The sequence below is a fragment of the Campylobacter concisus genome (assembly GCF_002165815.1).
In the GTDB taxonomy this organism is placed as follows: Bacteria; Campylobacterota; Campylobacteria; order Campylobacterales; family Campylobacteraceae; genus Campylobacter_A; species Campylobacter_A concisus_BH.
This window is the reverse complement of sequence record NZ_NDYN01000001.1, coordinates 470,080-493,039: the sequence shown is the minus strand read 5'-3', so window position 1 is coordinate 493,039 and position 22,960 is coordinate 470,080. Positions and strand designations below refer to the sequence as shown.

Genomic DNA, 22,960 nt, shown 5'->3' with positions numbered 1-22,960 from the left:
TATATTCCTTTATTTGTGATATGGGTGATTTGCATTGATACAAAGCCCTCTAAAAATTTGCTCAAAAAGTACGAGCTTGGCGACTTTGTGCGCCATAGTCATCTTGCTTAAGCTTACGACTTTTTGTGCCTTGTTTTTTAAATTTTGGCTAAGCCCATAAGCTCCACCTATGAAAAAATTGATCTGTGAATTTGAGTTTAAAATTTGAGCAAATTCTTGGCTGTCAAGCTGTGAGCCATTTTCATCAAGCATCACACAAAAGCCTTTTAAATTTGGCTCGTAAATTTCATCATAAGCTCTTAGCGCATCGCTTCTGCCACTACTTTGAGCCTTTGCTATCTTTTCATTAAATATTATTTTGTCGTTTATCTTGGCAAATTTTGCACTCATTTTTATATATTCTTGTATCTCGTTTTCAAAGTTGTCACGCGATGATTTTTGAATGCTAAAAACCGAAATTTCCAAACTTACCCTTTGGTTTTTAGCTTTAGCTCAAAGCTAGCTTCGCTAGGAGTTGTCACTTCGCTTTTAGAGATCATAGCTTTGTTGTTTGTAAGAAATTTAACCATATCGCTTAGATATTTTTTGTGCTCGCTTCTTGGCACGATATCATCTATGAGACCATGCTCAAGCAAAAATTCAGCCCTTTGAAAGCCCTCTGGAAGATCAGCGCCTATGGTTTGCTTGATAACTCTTTGTCCTGCAAAGCCTATTAGCGCGCCAGGTTCAGCGATTATTAGATCTCCAAGCCATGCAAATGATGCGCTAACGCCGCCCATAGTAGGATCTGTAAGTATAGAAATATATGGTAGTCTTGCTCCATCAAGAAGTTTTAGGGCTGCTGAAGTCTTTGACATCTGCATCAAAGAAAATGTGCTCTCTTGCATTCTAGCGCCACCAGATGCGCTTACGATGATTAAGGCTTGGCGTTTTTCGATCGCGCGTTTTATCGCTCTTACGATCTTTTCGCCCTCGACTGAAGCTAATGAGCCACCCATGAAGCCAAAGTCAAAAACAACTAGCTGGATCTCTTGTCCATTGCATTTGCCTTCGCCGCATATCACTGAGCTTGTGCGTCCTGTCTTTTCTTTATTTTCTGTGATTCTTTTTTTGTATGATTTTTTATCGACAAAATTTAAAGGATCTACTGGTTTTAAATTTGCATCAAATTCTACAAAGCTACCTTCATCGCAAATCAAATTTATGCGATCATCAGCTTTTAATCTCATGTGGTAGCCACATTTTGGGCATACATTAAAACAAGCTTCAACTTCTTTGTAATACATCAGTGAGTGGCAGTTGTCGCATTTTACCCAGTGTGTAGGTGCTTCTTCTGGACGAGGTTGAGCTTTTCTTATCTTTGAAAAAATGTCTGAGAAATTCATCTTTTTACCCACTTATATTAAAAATTGTGGGATTATATCTAATGTTAGCCTTGCTTTTTCTTATATGATTTAAAGTTTGTTTGTTTGCGGGGGATTTAAGGGGCAAACTAGCCCCTTAAAAGTATCTTATTAGAAGCGTCTTCCGATAGTAAATTCAAATGTATTTGTATCATCGCCCTCTTTAGGTTTAAGAGCTTTTGCGAAGATTAGTTGAAGTGGTCCGATCGGTGTTATCCACTCGATACCTGTGCCAACTGATGATCTTTTTATCTCATTTAGGCTATTTTCACCGATCATGCCATAATCATAAAATACAACGCCGCGCATTTTAACACGCTCTATTATAGGAAAGCTCATCTCAACTGAGTTGTTAAATGATGTTTCGCCGCCGTATTCATAGTAGTCACCATTATATTTTACTTTTGGAGATACGGTTCTGCTCTCGTAACCACGCAAGCTTCTTATGCCACCAAGGTAAAGTCTTTCGTTAATAGGAGTATAGCCTCTCTCCCAAATTTTGCCAAAGCTTGCTTTATATCTTAGGATAAGATCGTAGTCGATGTACTCTCTAAGACCTAGATAGTAGTTGAAATTTGTACGGTTTTTAACAAAATCCATATCGCCGCCAAGTCCTGCTATCTCAAATGATGTGCTAGCTATGATACCGCGTCTTGGCAAGTAGTAATCATCGGTGCTATTATATGTTAAAGCCGGAGTTATAGCGCTTTTTATAGCTTTGCCTTCTCTATAAATTTCTTTGCCTGTGTATCTATTAATATCTCTTAGCTCATCATCTTTTAGAGTAACTTTACTTTGCTCGATATTATAAGTAAGTGATGCACTTAAATTTCTAGTTAATTTTCTACCAAGTGTTGTGCTAAAGCCATAGCTTCTCTCTTTATATGTTCTCCAGTCATAGTCGTTTGCATAGAGTGTTCCGCCAAGGCTATACTCTGAGTCAAAAATTCTTGGATTTGTAAGACTTATCTGACCTGAAAGCTCTCTATCGCTCTTATCTACGCTTACTTGTCCTTGAAGACCAGAGCCAAAGATGTTTGTGTCAGAAAGTGCAGCGTTAAGTAGCAAGCCATCACTACTTCCGTATCCGATACCACCGCTTATCGAGCCAGTTGAAGCCTCTTTTACTTTTACTTTTAGATCGACTGTATTTTTATCAACTGGATCCTCTTCTATCTCGACATCGTCAAAGTAGCTTGTTCTTTTTAATGCGTCTTTTGAGTCTTGAAGGTCGGTTCTACTATATAAATTTCCCTCAGTTAGATATAGCTCACGTCTTACGACACGATCAACTGTTCTATCGTTTCCTGAAATTTGAACATTTCTTATATATACTTTTTCGCCAGGATCAACTTCGTAGTCGATATCAACTGTTTTATTTTCATCAAATTTATCAGTCTTTGGATAGACTTTGACAAATGCATAACCCTTATCAGCTACCATATCGTCAAGCTTTTTCATATCTTGGCGAAGTCTTGCTGAGTTCATCGTATCTCCAGCTTCAAGTCTAAAGTCATCTATGATCTTTTTAGTATCAAGTCCTAGCTCTTCAGGTGCTGTGATGCTTACATTTGAAACCTTATAAGGCTCGCCCTCGTGGATGTAGTATGTAAGATCAGCTGTGTAGTTATCAAATGACGCATTTAGATAAGGTGACGAAACTGTCGCGTCTAGATAACCTTTTTGAAAATACTTATCTTGAATCCTTGCTGGGTCATTTTCAAGCTCGAAAAGTTTAACTTTACCATCGTTTCTACCCCAAAGCCAGCCCATAAATTCTCTACTTTTGTTTGCAACAACAGGCTCGATATCATCGTAGTCAAATTCTTTTGCGCCGACTAAATTTACCTTTTTGATTATCATATTTTCGCCGCGGTTTATGTTTAGAGTGATGAAAAGTGAGCTGTCGTTGTCTGCAACTGGCTGTTTTTCTACGTCGACAACCGTGTCAAAGTAGCCCTTTGACTCGTAGTACTGGCGAATTCTCTCTTTTGTTTTTTCGATAGTTAGCTCATCATACATATTGCCAGGTTTTATGTTGATTAGCGATTCGATCGCAGTTTTGTCGTTTGTCACAACGCCCTTTAGATCGACTCTAGCTACGCTTGGCTTCTCTTTTACTTTTACTAAAAGATTGCCATTACCTGTATCTTCTATGTAGATATCATCAAAATAATTTTGCTTGTATAAATTTGTGATAGCCTTATCGCTAAGCTTTGGAGTTAGCTCTTGACCGACTTTTAGCCCCATTATCTGAGTGGCTACATCAGGTGAAAGGTGGATTAGACCTTTAAAATTTATTGACTGAATCGTTTGCGCATTTAGACCGCTTAAAGCTAGTGCTAGTAAAAATAATTTCTTTTTCATTAAATTTAACCTAGAGTTTTAGTATAAGTGCGTATAATATCATATTTTATTTTTAAAAAATTTAAATTTTATAATTTTAAAGGTTTTTTATGGAAATAGGTATCATCGGACTTGGTCTTATGGGTGGCTCGCTTGGTCTTGCGTTAAAAGATGAAAAATTGATCTCATGTGTCAGCGGATATGATAAAGATGAAAATCACAGCAAAAAAGCACTCGAACTTGGCTTGGTGCATGAAATTTTAAGCATCGATGAGATGAAAAAGAAGTGTGACATCATCTTTTTGGCTGTGCCAGTCGAAGCTATCGTAAGCATCGTGCAAAATTTAACTGACATTAGCGAAGATACGACGATCATTGATTTTGGCTCGACAAAGCAAAAGATAATAGAAGCCGTGCCAGAAAAAATTCGTAAAAATTTCATCCCAGCTCACCCGATGGCAGGTACCGAGTACTCTGGACCTGAGGCTGCCTTTAAGTCACTTTACACAGGGGCAACTGTCATAGTTTGTGACTTTGCTGAGAGCGCAGAAAAACATGTGAAAAGAAGCGTTGAACTATTTTCTTGCCTTGGTATGAAGATCATTTTCATGAGTGCAAAAGAGCATGATCATCACGTGGGTCTCATCTCGCATCTGCCTCACGCTATTGCATTTTCGCTTGCTAGCGGGATCTTAAAAGAAGAGGATAAAAGGCATATCGTTGCACTTGGCGGACCGACATTTAAGGGCATGATACGTGTCGCAAAGAGTTCGCCATTTATGTGGAGTGATATCTTTAAGCAAAATAAGAACAACGTTGTTGCCGCGATAAATATGTTTGAAAAAGAGCTAAATTTATGCAAAGATCTCATAAAAGATGAGCGCTGGGACGAGCTTTTTGATTGGATGAGCGAAGCTAGAGCTGTAAGAGAAATTTTGTAATTAACTAAAAATTTATTGATTAAATGTAAAATTTCGCAAATAAAATTTAAGGTAATAATATATGTATAGACGTGGAATAGGCGGTTTTGGTATTGTTGTAGTTTTGCTTGTTTTGATATTAGCTGGTGGCTTTGTATATGCTTTGATGTCGAAAGACTTTGAGCGAAACGAGCCAATTATCGGCGTTGCTGATAAGGTTTATTGGAACCTTCGCTCGCCTATGAATATCAAATTTAAAGATGACAGCGGCATAAAATTTGTACGTATCAGCATAAATGACGGCAAAAATGACCTAAATTTACTAAATCAAATCATACAAAATCCAAGCACTGAGCTTGATGTAAATTTAACCTTCCCAAAAACTGGCTTTTTCGCTCAAAAAGATACTTATGAGATGAGTATAGAAGCGGTCGATACTAGCAAATGGGGCTTTTTTACAGGCAATAAAGCAAGCAAAAAAGTTGAGGTTGTGCTCGACACCTCTAAGCCTGATCTTTACGTGTTTTCTCAGTCTTACTCTATCTCAAAAGGTGGTAGCGCGGTTGTTGTCTTTAGAGCAACTGATAATCAGCTAAAAGAGGTCTATGTCCAGACAAATTTTGGTAAGAAATTTAAGGCCGTGCCATTTTACAAAGAGGGCTTTTACGCAGCACTTGTTGCTTGGCCAGTGCAGGTTGAAAACTTTAGCGCTGAGGTCATCGCAAGAGACTTTGCAGGCAATGAGAGCAAATCTCACGTGAGATATTTTTATGAAAATGTAAAATACAAAACTTCGACCATTGCTTTAAATGATAGATTTTTAGACGGAAAGATCGTTGATCTAACAGATCAATACGCTAAAGATCCAAACGCTCTTTCAAGGCTTGAGAAGATGAAATTTGTCAATGAAACACTAAGAAATTCAAATGAAGAGAAGATAACAGCACTTACTTCAAATGTCGATACTGACATCACAAACGGCTTTAATATCATCCCATTTTACCCGCTTAGAAATGGCAAGAAAGTAGCTGACTTTGCCGACCACCGCTTCTATACATATAATAACGAACAAGTAAGTGAGTCATGGCACATGGGTATAGATTTTGCAAGCGTGGCATCAGCTCCGATAATAGCTAGCAATGCAGGTCGCGTTGTGCTAGCATCTGAGAATGGAATTTATGGTTTAAACATTGTGATCGATCATGGATTTGGACTTTATTCGCTCTATGGACACTGCTCAAGTGCGAAGGTAAAAGAGGGCGACATGGTTGCTGCTGGCGATCAAATAGGTACAACTGGAACGAGCGGTCTTGCTCTTGGAGATCACCTTCACTTTGGAATTTTGGTCCAAGGTGAAGAGGTAAGACCTCAACAATGGATGGATAAAAAGTGGATAAAAGACAATGTGACAAGTGTCTTAGATGCCGCAAAGGCGATGATAGATAAGAATTAAATTTGCAAATTTGATTTTTTAGTGCTATCATAAGCGAACAAAAAAATATAAGGAAAATTTTTGAAACAAACTACTATCGCAAGACGCGTTGAGACCGTTGGTATAGGGCTTCATAAGGGTGAGCCGATAAGACTTATACTAGAACCTCTTGATGCAAATTCAGGTATTATTTTGCACCGCGAAGATCTTGGTATTAGTTTTAAAGCTGAGCCTAAAAACGTTATAAATACGCAAATGGCAACCGTCGTTGGCAACGAAAAGGGCTTTATCAGCACGATAGAGCACCTAATGGCAGCTGTAAATGGATACGGCATTGATAATATTAGAATTTCAGTTGATGCAAATGAAATTCCTGTCATGGACGGCAGTGCGATAAGCTTTTGTATGTTGCTTGATGAAGCTGGTATAAGACATCTTGACGCTGGTAAAAAAGTCATCCTTGTTCGCCGCGAAGTCGAGGTGATCGAGGGGTCAAAATTTGTGCGAACTTCGCCTTCAAGAAATCCAAAATTTGACTATACGATCAAATTTGACCACCCAGTTATCGGCGAGCAAAGATATCTTTTTGAATTTAGCAAGAGCTCATTTGTAAAAAATATCGCTCGTGCTAGAACTTTTGGCTTTTTAAAAGACTTGCAACGCTTGCAAGCTCAAAATTTAGCCCTTGGTGCATCGCTTGATAATGCCGTGGCTATCGATGATACGCATATTTTAAACCCAGAGGGTTTGAGATTTGAAAATGAGTTTGTAAGACATAAAATTTTAGACGCAGTTGGCGATTTGAGCTTGCTTGGAGCACCTTTACTAGGTGACTACACAGCATTTGCGGGCAGCCACGATCTAAACCACAAACTAACACTTGCTTTAATGGCAGATGAGAAAAATTATGAGATCGCAACGCTTAGTGGCGAGCTTTTAAAAGAGTATCAAAAGGTATTTGCATAAAAAATATTGAAATTTTAGTAGTCTCTTTATCGACTCCGCTTTTAGTTGGATTCTATAAAGATGGCGTAAAATTTGATGAGATCACAACTGACGAGCACGTCAGCGAAGCCTTGATAAAAATCCTAGAAAATTTATCCTCTAAATTTAACATCACAAAGATTATCTACGCAAATACACCAGGTAGCTTTATGGGGCTAAAGGTGGCCTACGTCATCTTAAAGACTTTTTCTTTGGCAAAGGGCTGTGAGTTTTACGCAGTTAGTGGCTTTAGTCTAAATGGCGGCCAAGCGATCAGGGCAAATAAAAATTTAAGCTTTGTCTTGAAAAATGGCGAAATTTCGCTTGAAAAAGTTGAGCCTGTGAGATTTGTGTTGCCTTTAAATTTAGATGAATTAAAACTAAATTCAGATACACTTCCAAATTATATCATCCAAGCTGTTTAGGAGAAAATTTGAATATCTTAATCCCTGCCACAAGTGCAAATTTAGGACCTGGTTTTGACGCTTTAGGACTTAGTTTAAAGCTTTTTAATAGCGTAAAGATCGAACCATCTAAATTTAGCTCAGTCTCGATAAATGGCGAGGGAAGTGATAGCACAAATTTAAAAAGAAACAACATTTTTCTGAGCATTTTTAATGAAATTTTTTTAGAGCTAACTGGAAAAAATGAAAATTTTAGAGTCGTCTTTGAAAACAACATCCCGTTTTCAAGAGGGCTTGGTAGCAGCTCTGCAGTGATCGTTGGAGCCATAGCTTCAGCTTACGAGATGGCTGGATTTAAGGCTAGCAAAAGCGTCGTTTTAAATAAAGCTATCATCTATGAAACCCATCCAGATAATATCTCGCCAGCAGTTCATGGCGGATTTATCAGCGCGGTCGTAAAAAACGGCAATGTTTATGCGAATAAAATAAATTTAAGCGATGATATAAAAGCAGTCGTCGTTATCCCAAATAAGCCGATGAGCACCGCATCATCAAGACAAATTTTGCCAAAAAACTACACTATGAAAGAGTGCGTAAATAACCTCTCTCATGCTGCATTTTTGACCTCTTGTTTTTATGAAAAAAGATATGATCTTTTAAGGGTAGCAAGCGAAGATATGATGCATGAAGAGCGCAGAATGAGCGCTTTAAAAGAGCTTTTTGAGGTACGAAAGGTAGCTTATGAAAATGGAGCGCTAATGAGCACACTTTCAGGTTCAGGCTCAAGCTTTTTAAACATCGCTTACAAAGATGATGCTAAAAATTTACAAGATGTTTTAAAGAGTAAATTTAGTGATTTTAGAGTGGAAATTTTTTCATTTGATAACGATGGATACGAAATTACGCAAAGCTAAAAACAAGTTTAAAAAGGTATAATGAATAAAAATAATCCAGTAAGGACATGCGTCGCTTGCAAAGTTAAATTTTCTCAAAACTTGCTAAAAAGATACCGCTTGGTAGGCAAGAATTTAGAGTGCGGCAAAGGAGATGGCCGCAGTTTCTATCTATGTGATGACTGTTTGCAAAAAGACGACAAAATTTTAAAAAAAATAATTGATAAACAAACTAAAGGTGCCCTCGGACTTGACGCACCGAAGTTAAAGGAGATACTCTTAAATGAGCAATGTTAGGATTTCAGAGATCGCAAATGAGCTTGGCTACCCAAGTAAAGAGATAGTAGAAAAAGCTCAAGAACTAGGCCTAAAGGTCAAAACTCACTCAAATGCTGTGAGCCTTGAAGAGGCTGAAGCAATATATGAATACGTTCAAACTGGCGTAATACCAGATAAATTTAAAAAGAAAAAGAGTGAGCCAAAGGCAAAAAAAGAGCCTAAAAAAGAGGCAGAGAAAGAGCCATCAAAAAAAGAAGAAAAACCTAAAACTGAGCCTAAAAAGGCAGCTACTAAGGCTGAGCCAAAGCCTGAAAAAGCAAAAGCTGAGCCTAAAAAAGAGGTGCAAATTTCAGAGGAAAAGCCTAAAGCTGAGCCTAAAAAAGAAGAGCCTGTAAAGGTCGAGCAAAAGCCAGCTGAAGCGCCAAAGCCAAAAGAGAGCTTGGCTGATGTGACCCAAAAAAGACGTGGCCTTGTGATAGTTAAAAAGAAAAAAGATTACGAGGCGCCAGCTCCTGTAAAAGAGGAGAAAAAGGCCGAGGCGGCTGTTACTAACATTAGTGATTTTAAGAGTATGTTCTCTGCTAGCGATGAAAATTTGGCCAGAAAAAAGAAAAAAGAGAAAAAAGTAACAGTTGTAAGCAAAAAAGATAGCACTGAGAAGATGGATTTGCTCGGTGGAAGCGACTTTGGTGACATCGTGCTTGAAGATGAGGATGTAGTAGTGCTACCTGATTTTAGCTTTAAAACCCCAGCTCCAGCTCCGATGCAAAGGACAAAACAGCCAAGTGCGATGAAGACAACCGTCAATAACACGATAAATTCGTTTGGCGAGGGTGGCATACAAAGAAGAGCTAGAAAAAAACACAAAAAGCCTGAAAATAAACAAAATAGCGAAGCTGTAACTTCGATAAATATCCCAAAAGAAATTCGTGTTTATGAATTTGCTGAGAAGCTAAATAAGCAGCCGAGTGAGGTCATAGGCAAGCTATTTATGCTTGGTATGATGACAACTAAAAACGACTTTTTGGATGAAGATGCGATAGAAATTTTGGCTGATGAGTTTAACGTAGAGGTAAATATCATCGATGATCAAAAAGAATTTGACTACGTAGCAGCCTATGAAGAGGAGATAAAAGATGATGAAAATCTCCAGCCAAGAGCGCCAGTTATAACCATCATGGGTCACGTCGACCACGGTAAAACCTCGCTACTTGACTACATAAGAAAGTCTCGCGTAGCAGCTGGTGAGGCCGGCGGTATCACGCAGCACGTGGGTGCCTATATGGTAAATAAAAATGGCAGAAACATCACATTTATCGACACTCCAGGTCACGAGGCATTTACAGCTATGCGTGCAAGGGGCGCTGGTGTAACTGATATAGTTATCATAGTTGTTGCAGCAGATGACGGCGTAAAACCACAGACAAAAGAGGCAGTTAGCCACGCAAAAGCCGCTGGTGTGCCAATAATCATTGCGATAAACAAAATGGATAAAGAGTCAGCAAATCCTGATCTAGTAAAAACCGGTCTTGCTGAGCTTGATATCATGCCAACAGAGTGGGGTGGCAAGTATGAATTTGTGCCGATCTCTGCAAAAACAGGCATGGGCATAGATGATCTACTTGAGATCGTGCTTTTGCAAGCTGATCTTTTGGAGCTAAAGGCAAATCCAAAGGCAAATGCAAAAGCTACTGTCATCGAGAGCTCACTTCAAAAAGGCCGTGGTCCAGTAGCTACCATCATCGTTGAAAACGGCACACTTCATGTTGGAGATACAGTCGTAGCTGGCGTTGCATACGGTAAGATAAGAAGCTTGCTTGATGATCAGGGTAGGCCATTAAAAGATATAAAACCAGGCGAATGTGGCGTTATAGTGGGTCTTAGTGAGATAGCAGAGGCTGGTGAGACGCTAATAGGCGTAAAAACTGACAAAGAGGCTCGCGAATACGCACAGAAAAAGGCTGAATATATCCGCCAAAAAGAGCTTAGCAAGAGCACAAAGGTTAGTATCGATGAGCTTAGCGCTAAGATCGCTGAAGGCGAGCTAAAAACACTTCCAGTCATCATCAAAGCTGACGTTGGCGGCTCACTTGAGGCGTTAAAAGCAAGCTTAGAAAAACTAGCAAATGATGAGATCAGAGTAAATGTGATCCACTCAGGTGTTGGTGGTATCACGCAAAGTGACGTTGCACTTGCAAGCGCAAGTAACGACTGTATCATCCTTGGCTTTAACATCAGACCAACTGGCGAGATAAAAGAGAAGGCAAAAGAGAGCGGTGTCGAGATAAAAACTTACAATGTTATTTATAATCTAATCGACGATGTGAAGGCGATTTTGGGCGGACTAATGTCACCTATCATCAGAGAAGAGCAGCTTGGTCAAGCTCAGGTTCGCCAAGTGATCCATGTGCCAAAAGTCGGCACTATCGCTGGATGTATCGTCACTGAGGGTACGATAAACAGAGGAGCAAAAATTCGCCTTATTAGAGAAGGTGTGGTCGTTTACGAAGGCTTGGTAAGCTCACTAAAACGCTTCAAAGATGACGTCAAAGAGGTCGCTAAAGGCTACGAGTGTGGCGTTGGTATCGAAAATTTCAACGACATCAGAGAAAATGACTACATCGAAAGCTTCAAAGAAGTCAAGGAGAAAGCTACTCTATGAACGCTAACGAAATAAAGCGTATGAGAACAGAGAGTGTGCTAAAAGAGCTCATACCAGAGGCTCTAGCCACTCTTGAAGATAGCATTTTAAAAGGTCTTTGCGTCACTGACGTCGAGTGCAAAAAGGGCAGATACGACGCCTTTGTCTATCTTGATAAGATGATGTTTGATGAGCGCGAGCAAGAGTATATTTTGGGGCATTTAAAGCGCGTTTGTAGGCATTTGCAAAACCACTGCATGGCGGCTGAGGGCTGGTATAGATGTCCAAATTTTCACTTTAAATTTGACGATAGATTAGAGTATCAAAACCATATGGATAAGTTGTTTGATAAAATTTCAAAGGATTTAAACAAAAATGGATAATTTAGACAAACTAGTACGCGAATGCGGTGTTGAGCTTTACGACAGCGAGATCGCAAATGAAAATGGCAGGGCTATTTTTAGAGTTTATATCACAAAAGATGGCGGAGTGAGCCTTGATGATTGCGAAAAAGTAAGCCGTCTGCTCTCGCCTATCTTTGACGTAACACCGCCAGTTAGCGGGGATTACAACCTTGAGGTTAGCTCGCCTGGCCTTGAGAGAAAGCTTAGCAAGCCTTCGCATTTTAAGGCGAGTGTTGGTGAGCTAGTTAAAGTTCAAACCGAGGCTGAGAAATTCGCAGGAAGGCTCGTAAAAGCGGACGAAGGGAGCATCGCAGTAGAAAACGAAGAGGGAATTTTTGAGATCAACATCAGTGAGATAAAAAAAGCAAAAACATATTTGGAGTGGTAAAATGCTAAGCGACATCGAGATAACTCACCAAACAAAACTTGAACACATCAGTAAAGTTGCCGCAAAACTAGGCTTAAACGAAGACGAGCTTGAGCTTTACGGTAAATTTAAGGCCAAAATTTCCCCTAGACTTGAGCCATCAAACTCAAAGCTCATCTTAGTCACCGCGACTAACCCAACCCCATACGGCGAAGGCAAAACGACTATGTCGATCGGCCTAGCTGACGCACTAAATTCACTTAATAAAAAGGTTTGCCTAGCGCTTCGTGAGCCATCTCTTGGACCGGTTTTTGGCATAAAGGGTGGAGCAGCAGGTGGCGGCTACTCGCAGCTTGCGCCGATGGAGGATCTAAATTTACACTTCACCGGCGATTTTCACGCGATAACATCGGCAAATAACCTCATTTCTGCCATGATAGATAATAGCCTCTATCAAGAAAACCCACTAAAAATAGAGAAAATTTTATGGAAGCGCTGTATGGATATGAACGACCGCGCGCTTAGATTTATCACTGTGGGTCAGGGCGGCAGAACGGACGGCGTGCCAAGAGAAGATGGCTTTAATATAACCGCCGCAAGCGAGATCATGGCTGTGCTTTGTCTAGCCACAAGCCTTTCTGATCTAAAAGAGCGTGTAGCAAACATCATGGTCGCCTATGATAGCGATAAAAAGCCTATCTACGTGCGTGATCTAGGCTGCGAGGACGCTGTTTGCATACTCTTAAAAGATGCGATCAAACCAAATTTATTTCAAACACTAGAGCACACACCTACGCTCGTGCATGGCGGCCCATTTGCAAACATCGCACACGGCTGCAACTCCGTCATCGCAACAAAAACGGCTCTAAATTTAGCTGACTACGTCATCACTGAAGCTGGCTTTGGCTCGGAGCTTGGCGCGGAGAAATTTTTAGATATAAAGTGCAGGATCGCTGACATCAAACCAAGCGCTGTGGTGCTTGTAAGCACGATCAGATCGCTAAAATATAACGGCGAAGCAAATAAAGACGAGATCACAAAACCAGATATGAACGCCCTTAAAAAAGGTATCGAAAACCTTGGCGGACACATCGAAAATTTAAAAGTCAAATTTGGTCAAAACGTAGTTGTGGCGCTTAATAAATTTGGCTTTGACACTGATGAAGAGATAAATTTCGTAAAAGAATACTGCCGTGAGCTTGGCGTAGAAGTGGCTGTTTGTGAGAATTTTGTAAAAGGTGGCAAAGGTGCGCTTGAGCTTGCCCAGCTAGTTTTAAAAGCGTGCGACAAGCCAAGCAAGATAAATTTCACCTACGAGATGAGCGATGATACGAAAACCAAAATAGAAAAGGTCGCTAAGGAAATTTACGGAGCTGGCGAGGTGGTCTTTGAAGAGGACGCTCTTAAAAAGCTCGAGATGATAAAAGAGCTAAATTTGAGCCATTTGCCAGTTTGTATCGCAAAAACTCAGTACTCATTTAGCGACGATGCGAAGCTTTTAGGCAGAGCAAAGGGCTTTACATTTAGCGTAAAAGACCTTGACATTAGAACGGGAGCTGGCTTTATCGTCGCGGTTTGCGGTAAGATCATGCTGATGCCAGGACTTCCAAAAGTGCCAGCTGCGGTCAATATGAAGATAGACGCAGACGGCAAGATCGACGGCTTGTCGTAAATTTAGAAAATATGAAATTTGTAAAAATACTATTTTTAATAGTTTTAGGTGCTTTCTTTGTTGGATGCGCGGGAAGATATAAATATAATGTTGAGCCAACGCCGATACAAAAAGGCGTGGCTAAATACATTGTTAGTGATTTTAACCTAACATTGACAAATCAACCAACTAGATACGAGTACAACCCTAACTATAAAAATGAAAGTGAACTTCGTGATGAATTTGTTGAATTTATAAACAAACATCTAAAAGAGCAGGGCATTTTAGGAGATGAAAATAGCTTTAAAATAAAAATACAAATGGATTATGAAAGATGGTTTAACTGGGGTGGCAAGGTGTTAAACAAGCCTCACTTTAGCTACAGCGTGAAAATTTATTATAACGCAGATAGGCTATTGGTCTCTTATGCTATACCAGTCTCTACGACAAAATATAGCTATTTTAAAGAGATGGCTGTTTTGGCGGAGATTGCTGCATTTAGGTGGGATGCACAGGATGAGCCGACCGATATTGACTTGATCTCAAAAACACTTGTTGATGAGATAAAAGATATAGGAAAATAAATATAGTCTGCTAAGATGAACGACGAATTTTACATGGATCTTGCTTTAAGTGAGGCTTGGAAATTTCAGATCCTGACCTACCCAAATCCAGCCGTTGGATGCCTTATCCTTGATGAAAATGGGCAAATTTTATCTTGCAAGGCTCATGAAAAGGCTGGATATTTACACGCTGAACCGACAGCGATACTCTTTGCGCTTTGCAAAAAAAGTGAAAAATTTAAAGATGATTTTATAAAAGCCTATAACGATAAATTTAGCTCCGATATAAAAGAGGGTGAATTTGGCCTTTTAGAGCCAAAATTCAGCTACGAATTTATACTAAATAACCACTCAAATTTATTAAAAAATGCAAAAGCTTACGTTACTCTTGAACCTTGCTCGCATCATGGCAAAACGCCACCTTGTGCAAATTTGTTAAAAGAGCTTGGCTTTAGCGAGGTGATAATTGGTAGCCATGATGAAAACAAAATAGCAAGTGGCGGTGGAAATTTACTTCAAATCGCTGGCGTGAGAGTTAAATTTGGTATTTTAAAAGAGCGCTGCGATAAGCTGCTTGAGCCATTTTTGGCATACCAAAATGGTGGATTTAGCTTTTTAAAAATAGCTCTTAGTAAAAACGGCGTGGCAAGTGGTGGCATCATCACAAATGAGCTTAGCCGCACGCATGTGCATAAACTTAGAAGCGTCATAGACACATTGGTAATCGGTGGCAACACAGTGCGGACAGACCGACCAAGGCTCGATACTAGACTTATAAAAAATGGCAAAAACCCAGACGTCATAATCTACTCAAGAGGCGATAAATTTGATGAAACATTGCCACTTTTTAGCGTGCCAGATCGCAAAGTCAGCATTCAAAAAGAGCTTGATCTAAAAGGTCTTTGCATGTTTGAAGGAGCAGGCGAGTTTTTAAAGCTCGCAAAAGAGGGCAAGCTAGCAAATGTAAAGTGGCTACTTGTCTATCAAAGCTCAAATTTCAAAATGGGTGAAAATTTGAGCCTTGATCTAAATTTAAAACCACTTTTTAGTGGGAATTTTGGGGACGATAGTTACACTTGGTATGAAATTTTGGATTAAATATCTAGTCCAAAATAGTGTTTGACTAAAAAGCCGATGCCAAAAGATATTATCGCGACACCAAAAGTTATCACGCACATCTCAATCACTCTTGGTAAAAATTTAAGCTCCTTTGCCACGCTTATATAAAAGTTGTAAGTGATGATGGCAACCAGCGCAAAGAAAAACATCGACAAGACGGCGTAAAGACCGCTTGTAAAGATGAAAAATGGAAGTATCAAAAATGCCGTTGTTATAATGTATGAACCGCCTGTGTATAGCGAGTAGGTAAGCGGTTTGATCTCGTCGCTTGGATTTTCTTTTGACTCGAGATACGCTGAGCCAGCCATAGAGAGTGCAGCAGCCACGCCCATGATAAGGCCTGTTGCGCCAACTGATTTTGTATTTGAAAACGCAAGCGCGATACCGCTAAGTGTGCCTGTTAGCTCAACTAACGCATCATTCATGCCAAGCACGATACCGCCAGCATTTACAAGCTTTGTATCTTTTAGCATAGAGATTAGACTATTTTCGTGGTTCATCTCCTCTTCGTAAATATCACGAGCTTCAGGATATTCATCTACTATGTCAAGATAAAATTTCTCTGCATTTTCTTCGCGTGACTCCATAAATTTTAGAGTAAAAGATGTGCCAAAAATTTTAACAAGTATCGTATAGAAGATGACTTTGAATAAATTTGCACTTCTGCTCTCGCCAGTTATCTTTTGGCAAAAAGCATAGTGGCGTCTCTCTTCGGTGATTAATTTGCGAAGTATTTTTTTATTTTCTTCGACTTTTTCGCTAGCTTCAAGAAGTGAGTATATAGCAACATCGTCTGCTTCATTTTGTAATTGTTTTAAAGCAAGTTTTTTGTCTAACATAAAATTTTCCTTTTTTATAGCTTAGAAATTTAAGATTTTGATTTAGAAAGAGAGATAAGATGGTGCGATCAGCGAGACTCGAACTCGCACACCTAGCGGCACTACCCCCTCAAGATAGCGTGTCTACCAATTCCACCATGATCGCAAAAAGAACAAAAGCCCCAAAAGAGGGGCTAAATTTAAGCTTTACGCTTAGCCAAGCATTGGGTTTGCGTAAAGAACAATAAGTGTAATAACAAGTGCGTAGATAACTTGTGCTTCGATCATCGCAAGAGCGATAAACATTGTAGTCATAAGTTTGCTACCTACACCTGGGTTTCTAGCTGTTCCACTGATAGTTGCAGCAGCTGTGTTACCCATACCAATAGCACCGCCAAGAGCTGCAAGGCCAAGGCCGATACCGCCAGCGATAACTGAATATGATCTGATCATCTCGCCGTCAGCGCCAAATGCGAATGCAGCAAGACCAAGAATTAAAAACACGATCTTTTTCATCGTTGCTCCTTTAAAATTTTAAAGCTCTTTCGGATCTGTCCCCTACTTAAACTTTATGAGCCGTAATATTACAAAAACAAAACTTTGTTTCAAATAAAAACACTAAAAATTTAAATTGCCTATAAAAAATTCTTGGCTTAGAAAAATGAAAGTTTTTTTATGCTATCTTTGAAAGAATTTAATTTATTCTTAATCTTAGGTTTTCAATGATAAACGAGAAATTTTCAAAGATAGGCTTTGTCCTTGCGATGGCTGGTTCTGCTGTGGGTCTTGGCAATGCCTGGAAATTTCCTACGATGGTGGGAAATAACGGTGGTTCAGCATTTATAATTTTATATTTGCTTCTTACATTTGCTATCGCGTTTGTGGCGTTTTTAGCGGAGCTTAGCATCGGCAAACTTGGCGAAAGCGACATCGTAAGCTCACTTTACAAACTCGCTCCAAAAAATAAAAAAGCTTGGTCGCTCTCTGGCTTTTTCATGATCGGAGCGATACTTATAGCTTCATTTTATATGGTTGTTATTGGCTGGATTTTAAAGTATATCTATCTTAGTTTTTCGCCACTTTTATCTGATACAAAAGCGGCAGGCGAGCAGTTTAACACGCTTTTATCAAATGATCTAAGCAGTGCCGTGCTTTGCTTTAGCCTAGTTTTTTTGATGGTATTTTTTGCCGTTTCAAAAGGCGTAAAAAGCGGTATAGAAAAGCTAAATATATGGATGATGCCAAGCCTTTTTGTCTTGCTAGTTTGCATGCTTTTTTACGCGCTTAGCATGGGTGATGGCTTTGTGAAGGCGGCTAAATTTTTATTTGTACCAAATTTTAGTGCGATCACGCCAGATGTTGTCTTACAGGCTCTAGGCCTTGCGTTTTTCTCGCTATCTATGGGCGTTGGCGTAATACCGACATACGCTGCAAATTTACCAGAGCGCACAAATTTAATAAAATCAACGCTTTCTATCATCTTTATAAACATCTTAATAGGCATTATGATGGGACTTGTTGTATTTACCTTTATATTTGCTTATGGAGCTGATAGCACAGCAAGTGGTCCGGGCCTTATCTTTATCTCGCTTGTCACACTTTTTGCAAAGCTTGGCATCGTTGGCAATGTCATGGCGGTCGCATTTTTTGTATCGCTATTGTTTGCTGGTATTACGAGCGCGGTTTCGATGATCGAGCCTTTTGCTTATTATTTGGTTAGGAAATTTGACATTTCGCGCAAGGCCGCACTTCTTTATATCGGCGCTTTTGTCTATGTTTTGGGAATTTTTTGTATATTTTCATACTATTCTGATACGGCTAGCACGTTTAGTGTATTTGGCAAGCCTGTATTTGACGCGCTTGACTTCCTAACTTCAAATATCATGATGCCAATAGGCGCTATCATATTTAGCTTTTTTGTTGGCTATAAGCTTAAAAAAGAGAGTTTGTATTTGCTTTTTGGCGATTTTATGGGAAGAGCATTTTTTGAAATTTGGTACTTTTTCTTAAGATATGTCGTGCCAGTTGCCATTTGTGCGATAATGATCTACCAGATGGCAGGTAAATAATGGCGGAGAGATTTAGTAAAATTGGCTTTATCCTCTCAATAATCGGAGCGGCTATCGGCCTTGGTAATGCTTGGAAATTTCCATATATGGTCGGCAGTAACGGCGGTTCGGCATTTATCCTTATATATCTATTTTTTGCCTTTGCTGTTGGTCTTAGCATATTTTTTGCTGAGATGGCGATGGGTAAAATTTCACGCCTAGATACGGTTGGAGCGTTTAAAAGCCTAGCTACAAAAGGAGCAAGCTCTTGGAAATTTGCCGGTATTATCATGGTGACTGGGCTATTTATCGCATCTTTTTATACGCTCATCATTGGCTGGGTTTTAAAATACGTCATTTTAAGTCTTAGCGAGCTACCTAAAGATATCGCAAGTTCAGAGACGCTTTTTGTAAATTTCACCTCAAATGGCATAGGTGAGCAAATTTTATACTTTAGTATCGCATTTTTTGCCTATTTTTTCATCCTTACAAAAGGCGTAAAAAGCGGCATAGAGCGCATAAATGTCTATCTCATACCAGCGCTTTTTGTGCTGCTACTTTTGATGCTTGGCTACTCTTTTGGTATGAATGGCTTTGATGAAGCGGCTAAATTTCTACTAGTGCCTGATTTTTCAAAGATAGATCAAGCAGCTGTTTTAAACGCTCTTGGACTTGCCTTTTTTACGATGTGTGTTGGTATCGGCTGCATACTTACTTACTCATCAAGTCTAAGTGATGATACAAATTTATTTACCTCTTCGCTCTACGTCGTTTTTGCAAACATCATAATAAGCGTCATCATCGGCCTTATCGTCTTTACATTTACATTTGAGTTTAGCTCAGAGCCATCAAAAGGCGCAGGGCTTGCTTTCATCTCGCTACCAACGCTATTTGCTAAGCTTGGCTTGCTTGGAAATTTCTTGGCATTTACATTTTTTATATCACTATTTTTTGCTGGCATCACCTCGGTTATCTCGATGGTTGAGCCATTTATATTTTTCTTAAGCAAAAGCCTAAAATTTAGTAGAAACAAATCGATCCTAATCGTTGCTTGCGTGGTTTATATCTTAGGAATTTTATGTGCATTAAGTGGCACAAGCGAATTTAAAGATGCGCTTACATTTTTTGGTAAGAGCTTTTTTGACCTGCTTGATTATCTCAGCTCAAATATTATGCTCCCACTTGGTGGCATCTTGCTTGCTATCTTTGTTGGCTACTTTATGAAATTTGAGCTTTTAAAAGAGTTATTTGTGCCTTATATGGGCAAGGTTGTATTTAAAATTTGGTATTTTTTAATTAGATTTGTGGCTCCACTTTTAGTTCTGGTGGTGTTAATAAGGGAGATCTCATAATATGGCAAAAGAACAATTTTCTAAAATAGGCTATGTCCTAGCAGTCGCAGGATCGGCTGTCGGACTTGGCAATGCATGGAAATTTCCATACATGGTTGGTGAAAACGGCGGTTCGGCGTTTATTATCCTATATCTTTTGATAACTTTTCTAGTCGGCGTGCCTATCTTTATGGCAGAGCTTAGTATCGGTAAGCTTAGCGAGAGCGACAGTGTAAATGCTTTTAGAAAGCTAGCCGCTAAAAATAAAAATTTATGGCAGCTGGTTGGAATTTTAGCCATGGTCACAGCAGCTATCATCTCATCATACTACATCGTGATAATCGGCTGGGTCTTTAAGTATTTTGTCCTATCTTTTTCTGGCTTGCCAAGTGATATAGATAGCTCAAAAGTGATATTTAACGATCTTTTAACGCATGGTCTTGGAGAGCAGACGCTATATTTTGTTATAGCATTTGCAGCTTGCTTTTACATCCTTTCAAAAGGCGTAAAAAGCGGCATAGAAAAGTTAAATGTTTGGATGATGCCAAGCCTATTTATCATGGTTTTAATTATGCTTATATTTTCTATGACGATGGATGGCTTTTCTAAATCAGCCGAGTTTTTGCTCATCCCTGACTTTAGTAAAATTTCATTTAACTCACTCCTGCTAGCTCTTGGACTTGCATTTTGGACGCTATCTCTTGGCATGGCAGCGATCATTACCTATTCAGCCAGCTTAAGTGACGATACAAATTTAGCCACTTCAACGCTAAGCATCGTCTTTATAAACATCGCGCTTGCTATTATGATAGGTCTTGTTATTTTTACCTTTATATTTGAATTTGGCGCTACTCCGTCTCAAGGACCAGGACTTGTCTTTATCTCACTGCCAACGCTTTTTGCTAAGCTTGGCGTGATAGGTCAAATTTTGGCTGTGGCATTTTTTGCTGCACTTATCTTTGCTGGTATCACATCAGCGATCTCTATCGTTGAGCCATTTGCATTTTTCTTGATCAGAGAGTATGGCATGAGTAGAAGAAAGGCTCTTAGCATAGTTGGAGCTGGGATTTTCATAGTGGGATTTTTATGCCTTTTATCAAATATAGAAAATGTTGGCGATAAATTTATGCTCTTTGGTAAAAATTTCTTTGATTTTCTTGATTTTACCGCTTCAAATATCTTGCTACCAATCAGCGGCATCGGCGGGGCGATATTTGTAGGATATTTTATGAAAAAAAATGCTTTATATGTGCTATTTAGCCCATATATGAGCGATTTTGTATTTAATGCATGGTATTTTTTACTAAGATATGTAGCACCAGTTTGTGTGCTCATTATCATGATAAATGAACTATTAAAGGTTTTTAATGGATAAGATTGAGAGATTTTTTGACAAAGCTGGCGATATAGTCGGCTATATTTGTATGTTTATCATGGCTTTGATGATAATAGACGTATTTTTTAACGTTGTGGCAAGATACTTTTTCTCTTACGGCAACGTTGCTTTTCAGGAGCTTGAGTGGCACTTTTTTGCTGTGATATTTCTACTTGGCATGAGCTATGCTCTAAAAGAGGACGCGCATGTTAGGGTTGATATCTTTTATGCTAAATTTTCAGAAAGACAAAAAGCCCTTGTAAATATGCTTGGCACTGTCTTTTTTGTCATACCATTTGCACTTTTGGTTTCAAATTTATCATTTGGATTTGTAGGTGATGCTTATAGCTCAGCAGAAGCCAGCGCGGATCCAGGCGGTCTTACTCACAGATGGATCATAAAAGCGATGATCCCTGTTTCATTTTACATACTTGTATTTTTTGCGATCGGCTTTTTTATAAGAAATTTAAATCGCTATAAGAAAGCTAGTAAGGAGAAAATATGGCGGGATTAATAATGTTTATAGCCGCACTATTGATGCTTGGCATTGGCTTTCCAGTGGCATTTACCTTTGGTGCGGTTGCGATGATATTTGGCATGGTTGGAAGCGTTGTAGAGAGCCTTAGCGATGGCGATGGACTGCTTGGCAGTATAGAAGTGTTTAAAGATATGTTTAACTTCATGCCTTATAGGATTTTCTCTATCATGGAGAGTAGAATTTTTATAGCAGTTCCACTCTTTGTCTTTATGGGCGTCGTGCTTCAAAAGTCAAAGCTAGCTGAGAGACTACTTGAGAGTATGGGTATGCTCTTTGGAGAAATCAGAGGCGGTATCGCTATTAGCACTATCTTGGTTGGCGCGCTTCTTGCAGCATCAACTGGCGTCGTGGGCGCTAGCGTCGTTGCTATGGGTGTTATAAGCTTGCCTGTAATGCTAAAGTATAAATACGACCAATCCCTTGGTTGTGGCACGATATGCGCTGCTGGCACACTTGGTCAGATCATCCCGCCTTCTATCGTGCTTATCATCTTGGGCGATATCTTTTCAGTGCCAGTTGGCGAGCTTTTTCACCAAGCTATTGTGCCAGGACTTACGCTAGTTGGAGTTTATATAGTTTATATTTTGATAGTTGCTTATCTTAAACCAGAGGTCGCTCCTATCGTAAAAGATGAGAGTGGCGTTAGTAAATTTAAGCAGATTGTTAGAGCGCTAATTGCGATCTTCCCGCCGCTTTTGCTAGTTATTTGTGTGCTTGGTTCTATCTTTGCAGGTATCGCTACTCCGACTGAAAGTTCGGCATTTGGCTGCGTGGGTGCTATCATTCTCGCTATGTTTTATAGGACATTTTCATTTTCTATGATAAAAGAGGCTTTGGCTGAGAGCGTAAAAACTACAGCTCTAGTCTTTGCCATACTTGTTGGTGCGACTGCCTTTTCTATGGTCTTTAGCTACACTGGAGGCGATGAGATAGTTGAAAATTTCATGACAAATTTGCCAGGCGAGAAGTGGGGCTTTATCATCTTTAGTATGGCTGTTATCTTTGTGCTTGGTTTTTTTATCGATTTTGTTGAAATTTCATATATCGTGCTTCCTATCTTGGTGCCAATCGCTGCAAAACTAGGCATAAATCCAGTCTATCTAGCGATCTTGGTTGCCATGAATTTACAAACTTCATTCTTGACGCCGCCATTTGGTTTTAGTCTATTTTTCTTAAGATCAGTCGCACCTGCTGAGATAAAAACAGCTGCTATTTATAAAGGCGTGGTGCCTTACATCATCATCCAAGTAGCAGTTTTGGTCTTTTTCTGCGTCTTTTTGATGGAGATAAAGCCGATACTTGATGCGAGCCACGGTGGATTATTTAACTTCTTACTCTCACTTTTTAAATGATATAAAAGTTTTTGGTTGTAAAATACCAAAAGCAAGCGAAATGGCTAATTTGAGTTTCTGTCAAATTTAGCCATTTTTTATGACCGCTTTTT

General features: G+C 39.4%; 22 protein-coding genes and 1 tRNA gene. 17 read left to right on the top strand and 6 right to left on the bottom strand.

All coding sequences use genetic code 11. The annotated features are described in order from the left end of the window. Positions 1-9: 9 nt before the first annotated feature. The 3 genes from B9N65_RS02605 to bamA form a co-directional block, all read right to left on the bottom strand. The gene (locus B9N65_RS02605; RefSeq protein ID WP_009294328.1) at positions 10-465 is read right to left on the bottom strand and encodes a 23S rRNA (pseudouridine(1915)-N(3))-methyltransferase RlmH; all 456 of its coding nucleotides are present in this window, start codon (positions 463-465) and stop codon (positions 10-12) included. 2 nt (positions 466-467) lie between these two features. Next, positions 468-1,385, bottom strand: a complete 918-nt coding sequence (accD, locus tag B9N65_RS02600; protein ID WP_087582738.1) for an acetyl-CoA carboxylase, carboxyltransferase subunit beta — start codon at positions 1,383-1,385, stop codon at positions 468-470. A gap of 129 nt (positions 1,386-1,514) precedes the next feature. Continuing rightward, a complete protein-coding gene (gene bamA / locus B9N65_RS02595; protein WP_012001352.1) occupies positions 1,515-3,770 on the bottom strand; it encodes an outer membrane protein assembly factor BamA in 2,256 nt (751 codons plus the stop codon). A gap of 89 nt (positions 3,771-3,859) precedes the next feature. Between bamA and B9N65_RS02590 the strand changes: the two genes are divergently transcribed. The 12 genes from B9N65_RS02590 to ribD all read left to right on the top strand — a co-directional run bounded on the left by B9N65_RS02590 (position 3,860) and on the right by ribD (position 15,385). Next, positions 3,860-4,690, top strand: a complete 831-nt coding sequence (locus tag B9N65_RS02590; protein ID WP_087582681.1) for a prephenate dehydrogenase — start codon at positions 3,860-3,862, stop codon at positions 4,688-4,690. A gap of 61 nt (positions 4,691-4,751) precedes the next feature. After that, positions 4,752-6,122, top strand: a complete 1,371-nt coding sequence (locus tag B9N65_RS02585) for a M23 family metallopeptidase (RefSeq protein WP_087582680.1) — start codon at positions 4,752-4,754, stop codon at positions 6,120-6,122. Positions 6,123-6,182: 60 nt separating this feature from the next. Continuing rightward, a complete protein-coding gene (lpxC, locus tag B9N65_RS02580; protein ID WP_012001353.1) occupies positions 6,183-7,067 on the top strand; it encodes a UDP-3-O-acyl-N-acetylglucosamine deacetylase in 885 nt (294 codons plus the stop codon). 80 nt (positions 7,068-7,147) lie between these two features. Beyond that, the gene (locus B9N65_RS02575) at positions 7,148-7,510 is read left to right on the top strand and encodes a glycoprotease (RefSeq protein ID WP_087582679.1); all 363 of its coding nucleotides are present in this window, start codon (positions 7,148-7,150) and stop codon (positions 7,508-7,510) included. Positions 7,511-7,518: 8 nt separating this feature from the next. Beyond that, positions 7,519-8,403 carry a homoserine kinase gene (thrB, locus tag B9N65_RS02570; RefSeq protein WP_087582678.1) on the top strand — a complete coding sequence of 295 codons (885 nt, stop codon included), beginning with the start codon at positions 7,519-7,521 and terminating at the stop codon, positions 8,401-8,403. A gap of 21 nt (positions 8,404-8,424) precedes the next feature. Then, positions 8,425-8,679 (top strand): hypothetical protein, encoded by a 255-nt coding sequence (locus B9N65_RS02565; protein WP_087582677.1) that lies wholly within the window; start codon positions 8,425-8,427, stop codon positions 8,677-8,679. Continuing rightward, positions 8,666-11,323, top strand: a complete 2,658-nt coding sequence (gene infB / locus B9N65_RS02560) for a translation initiation factor IF-2 (RefSeq protein ID WP_087582676.1) — start codon at positions 8,666-8,668, stop codon at positions 11,321-11,323. The genes B9N65_RS02565 and infB overlap by 14 nt, the downstream gene beginning before the upstream one ends. Beyond that, positions 11,320-11,685 carry a 30S ribosome-binding factor RbfA gene (rbfA, locus tag B9N65_RS02555; protein ID WP_004317240.1) on the top strand — a complete coding sequence of 122 codons (366 nt, stop codon included), beginning with the start codon at positions 11,320-11,322 and terminating at the stop codon, positions 11,683-11,685. The genes infB and rbfA overlap by 4 nt, the downstream gene beginning before the upstream one ends. Then, entirely contained in the window at positions 11,678-12,094 is a 417-nt protein-coding gene (gene rimP, locus B9N65_RS02550; RefSeq protein ID WP_087582675.1) for a ribosome maturation factor RimP, read from the top strand. The genes rbfA and rimP overlap by 8 nt, the downstream gene beginning before the upstream one ends. A gap of 1 nt (position 12,095) precedes the next feature. Beyond that, the gene (locus B9N65_RS02545; RefSeq protein WP_087582674.1) at positions 12,096-13,745 is read left to right on the top strand and encodes a formate--tetrahydrofolate ligase; all 1,650 of its coding nucleotides are present in this window, start codon (positions 12,096-12,098) and stop codon (positions 13,743-13,745) included. 11 nt (positions 13,746-13,756) lie between these two features. Next, positions 13,757-14,308 (top strand): hypothetical protein, encoded by a 552-nt coding sequence (locus tag B9N65_RS02540; protein ID WP_087582673.1) that lies wholly within the window; start codon positions 13,757-13,759, stop codon positions 14,306-14,308. A gap of 15 nt (positions 14,309-14,323) precedes the next feature. After that, positions 14,324-15,385 carry a bifunctional diaminohydroxyphosphoribosylaminopyrimidine deaminase/5-amino-6-(5-phosphoribosylamino)uracil reductase RibD gene (ribD, locus tag B9N65_RS02535; protein WP_087582672.1) on the top strand — a complete coding sequence of 354 codons (1,062 nt, stop codon included), beginning with the start codon at positions 14,324-14,326 and terminating at the stop codon, positions 15,383-15,385. Here ribD and B9N65_RS02530 read toward each other — a convergent pair. From B9N65_RS02530 to B9N65_RS02520, 3 genes are all read right to left on the bottom strand, one after another. Continuing rightward, the gene (locus tag B9N65_RS02530; RefSeq protein ID WP_087582671.1) at positions 15,382-16,245 is read right to left on the bottom strand and encodes a VIT1/CCC1 transporter family protein; all 864 of its coding nucleotides are present in this window, start codon (positions 16,243-16,245) and stop codon (positions 15,382-15,384) included. The genes ribD and B9N65_RS02530 overlap by 4 nt on opposite strands. A 60-nt stretch (positions 16,246-16,305) precedes the next feature. Then, positions 16,306-16,390, bottom strand: a tRNA-Leu gene (locus tag B9N65_RS02525). Positions 16,391-16,437: 47 nt separating this feature from the next. Next, the gene (locus B9N65_RS02520; RefSeq protein WP_004317263.1) at positions 16,438-16,740 is read right to left on the bottom strand and encodes a F0F1 ATP synthase subunit C; all 303 of its coding nucleotides are present in this window, start codon (positions 16,738-16,740) and stop codon (positions 16,438-16,440) included. A 206-nt stretch (positions 16,741-16,946) separates the two neighbouring features. Between B9N65_RS02520 and B9N65_RS02515 the strand changes: the two genes are divergently transcribed. From B9N65_RS02515 to B9N65_RS02495, 5 genes are read left to right on the top strand one after another with little or no spacing between them, the layout of a single operon-like run. Next, complete coding sequence (locus B9N65_RS02515; RefSeq protein ID WP_087582670.1) at positions 16,947-18,293, top strand: sodium-dependent transporter; 1,347 nt, start codon at positions 16,947-16,949, stop codon at positions 18,291-18,293. Further along, positions 18,293-19,624, top strand: a complete 1,332-nt coding sequence (locus B9N65_RS02510) for a sodium-dependent transporter (RefSeq protein ID WP_087582669.1) — start codon at positions 18,293-18,295, stop codon at positions 19,622-19,624. Before B9N65_RS02515 ends, B9N65_RS02510 begins: the two co-directional genes overlap by 1 nt. 1 nt (position 19,625) lies before the next feature. Then, on the top strand, positions 19,626-20,978 hold the full coding sequence (locus B9N65_RS02505) for a sodium-dependent transporter (RefSeq protein ID WP_087582668.1): 1,353 nt from the start codon (positions 19,626-19,628) through the stop codon (positions 20,976-20,978). Then, a complete protein-coding gene (locus B9N65_RS02500; protein WP_004317237.1) occupies positions 20,971-21,492 on the top strand; it encodes a TRAP transporter small permease subunit in 522 nt (173 codons plus the stop codon). The genes B9N65_RS02505 and B9N65_RS02500 overlap by 8 nt, the downstream gene beginning before the upstream one ends. Then, complete coding sequence (locus B9N65_RS02495) at positions 21,480-22,868, top strand: TRAP transporter large permease (RefSeq protein WP_087582667.1); 1,389 nt, start codon at positions 21,480-21,482, stop codon at positions 22,866-22,868. The genes B9N65_RS02500 and B9N65_RS02495 overlap by 13 nt, the downstream gene beginning before the upstream one ends. The last annotated feature ends 92 nt before the right edge of the window (positions 22,869-22,960 follow it).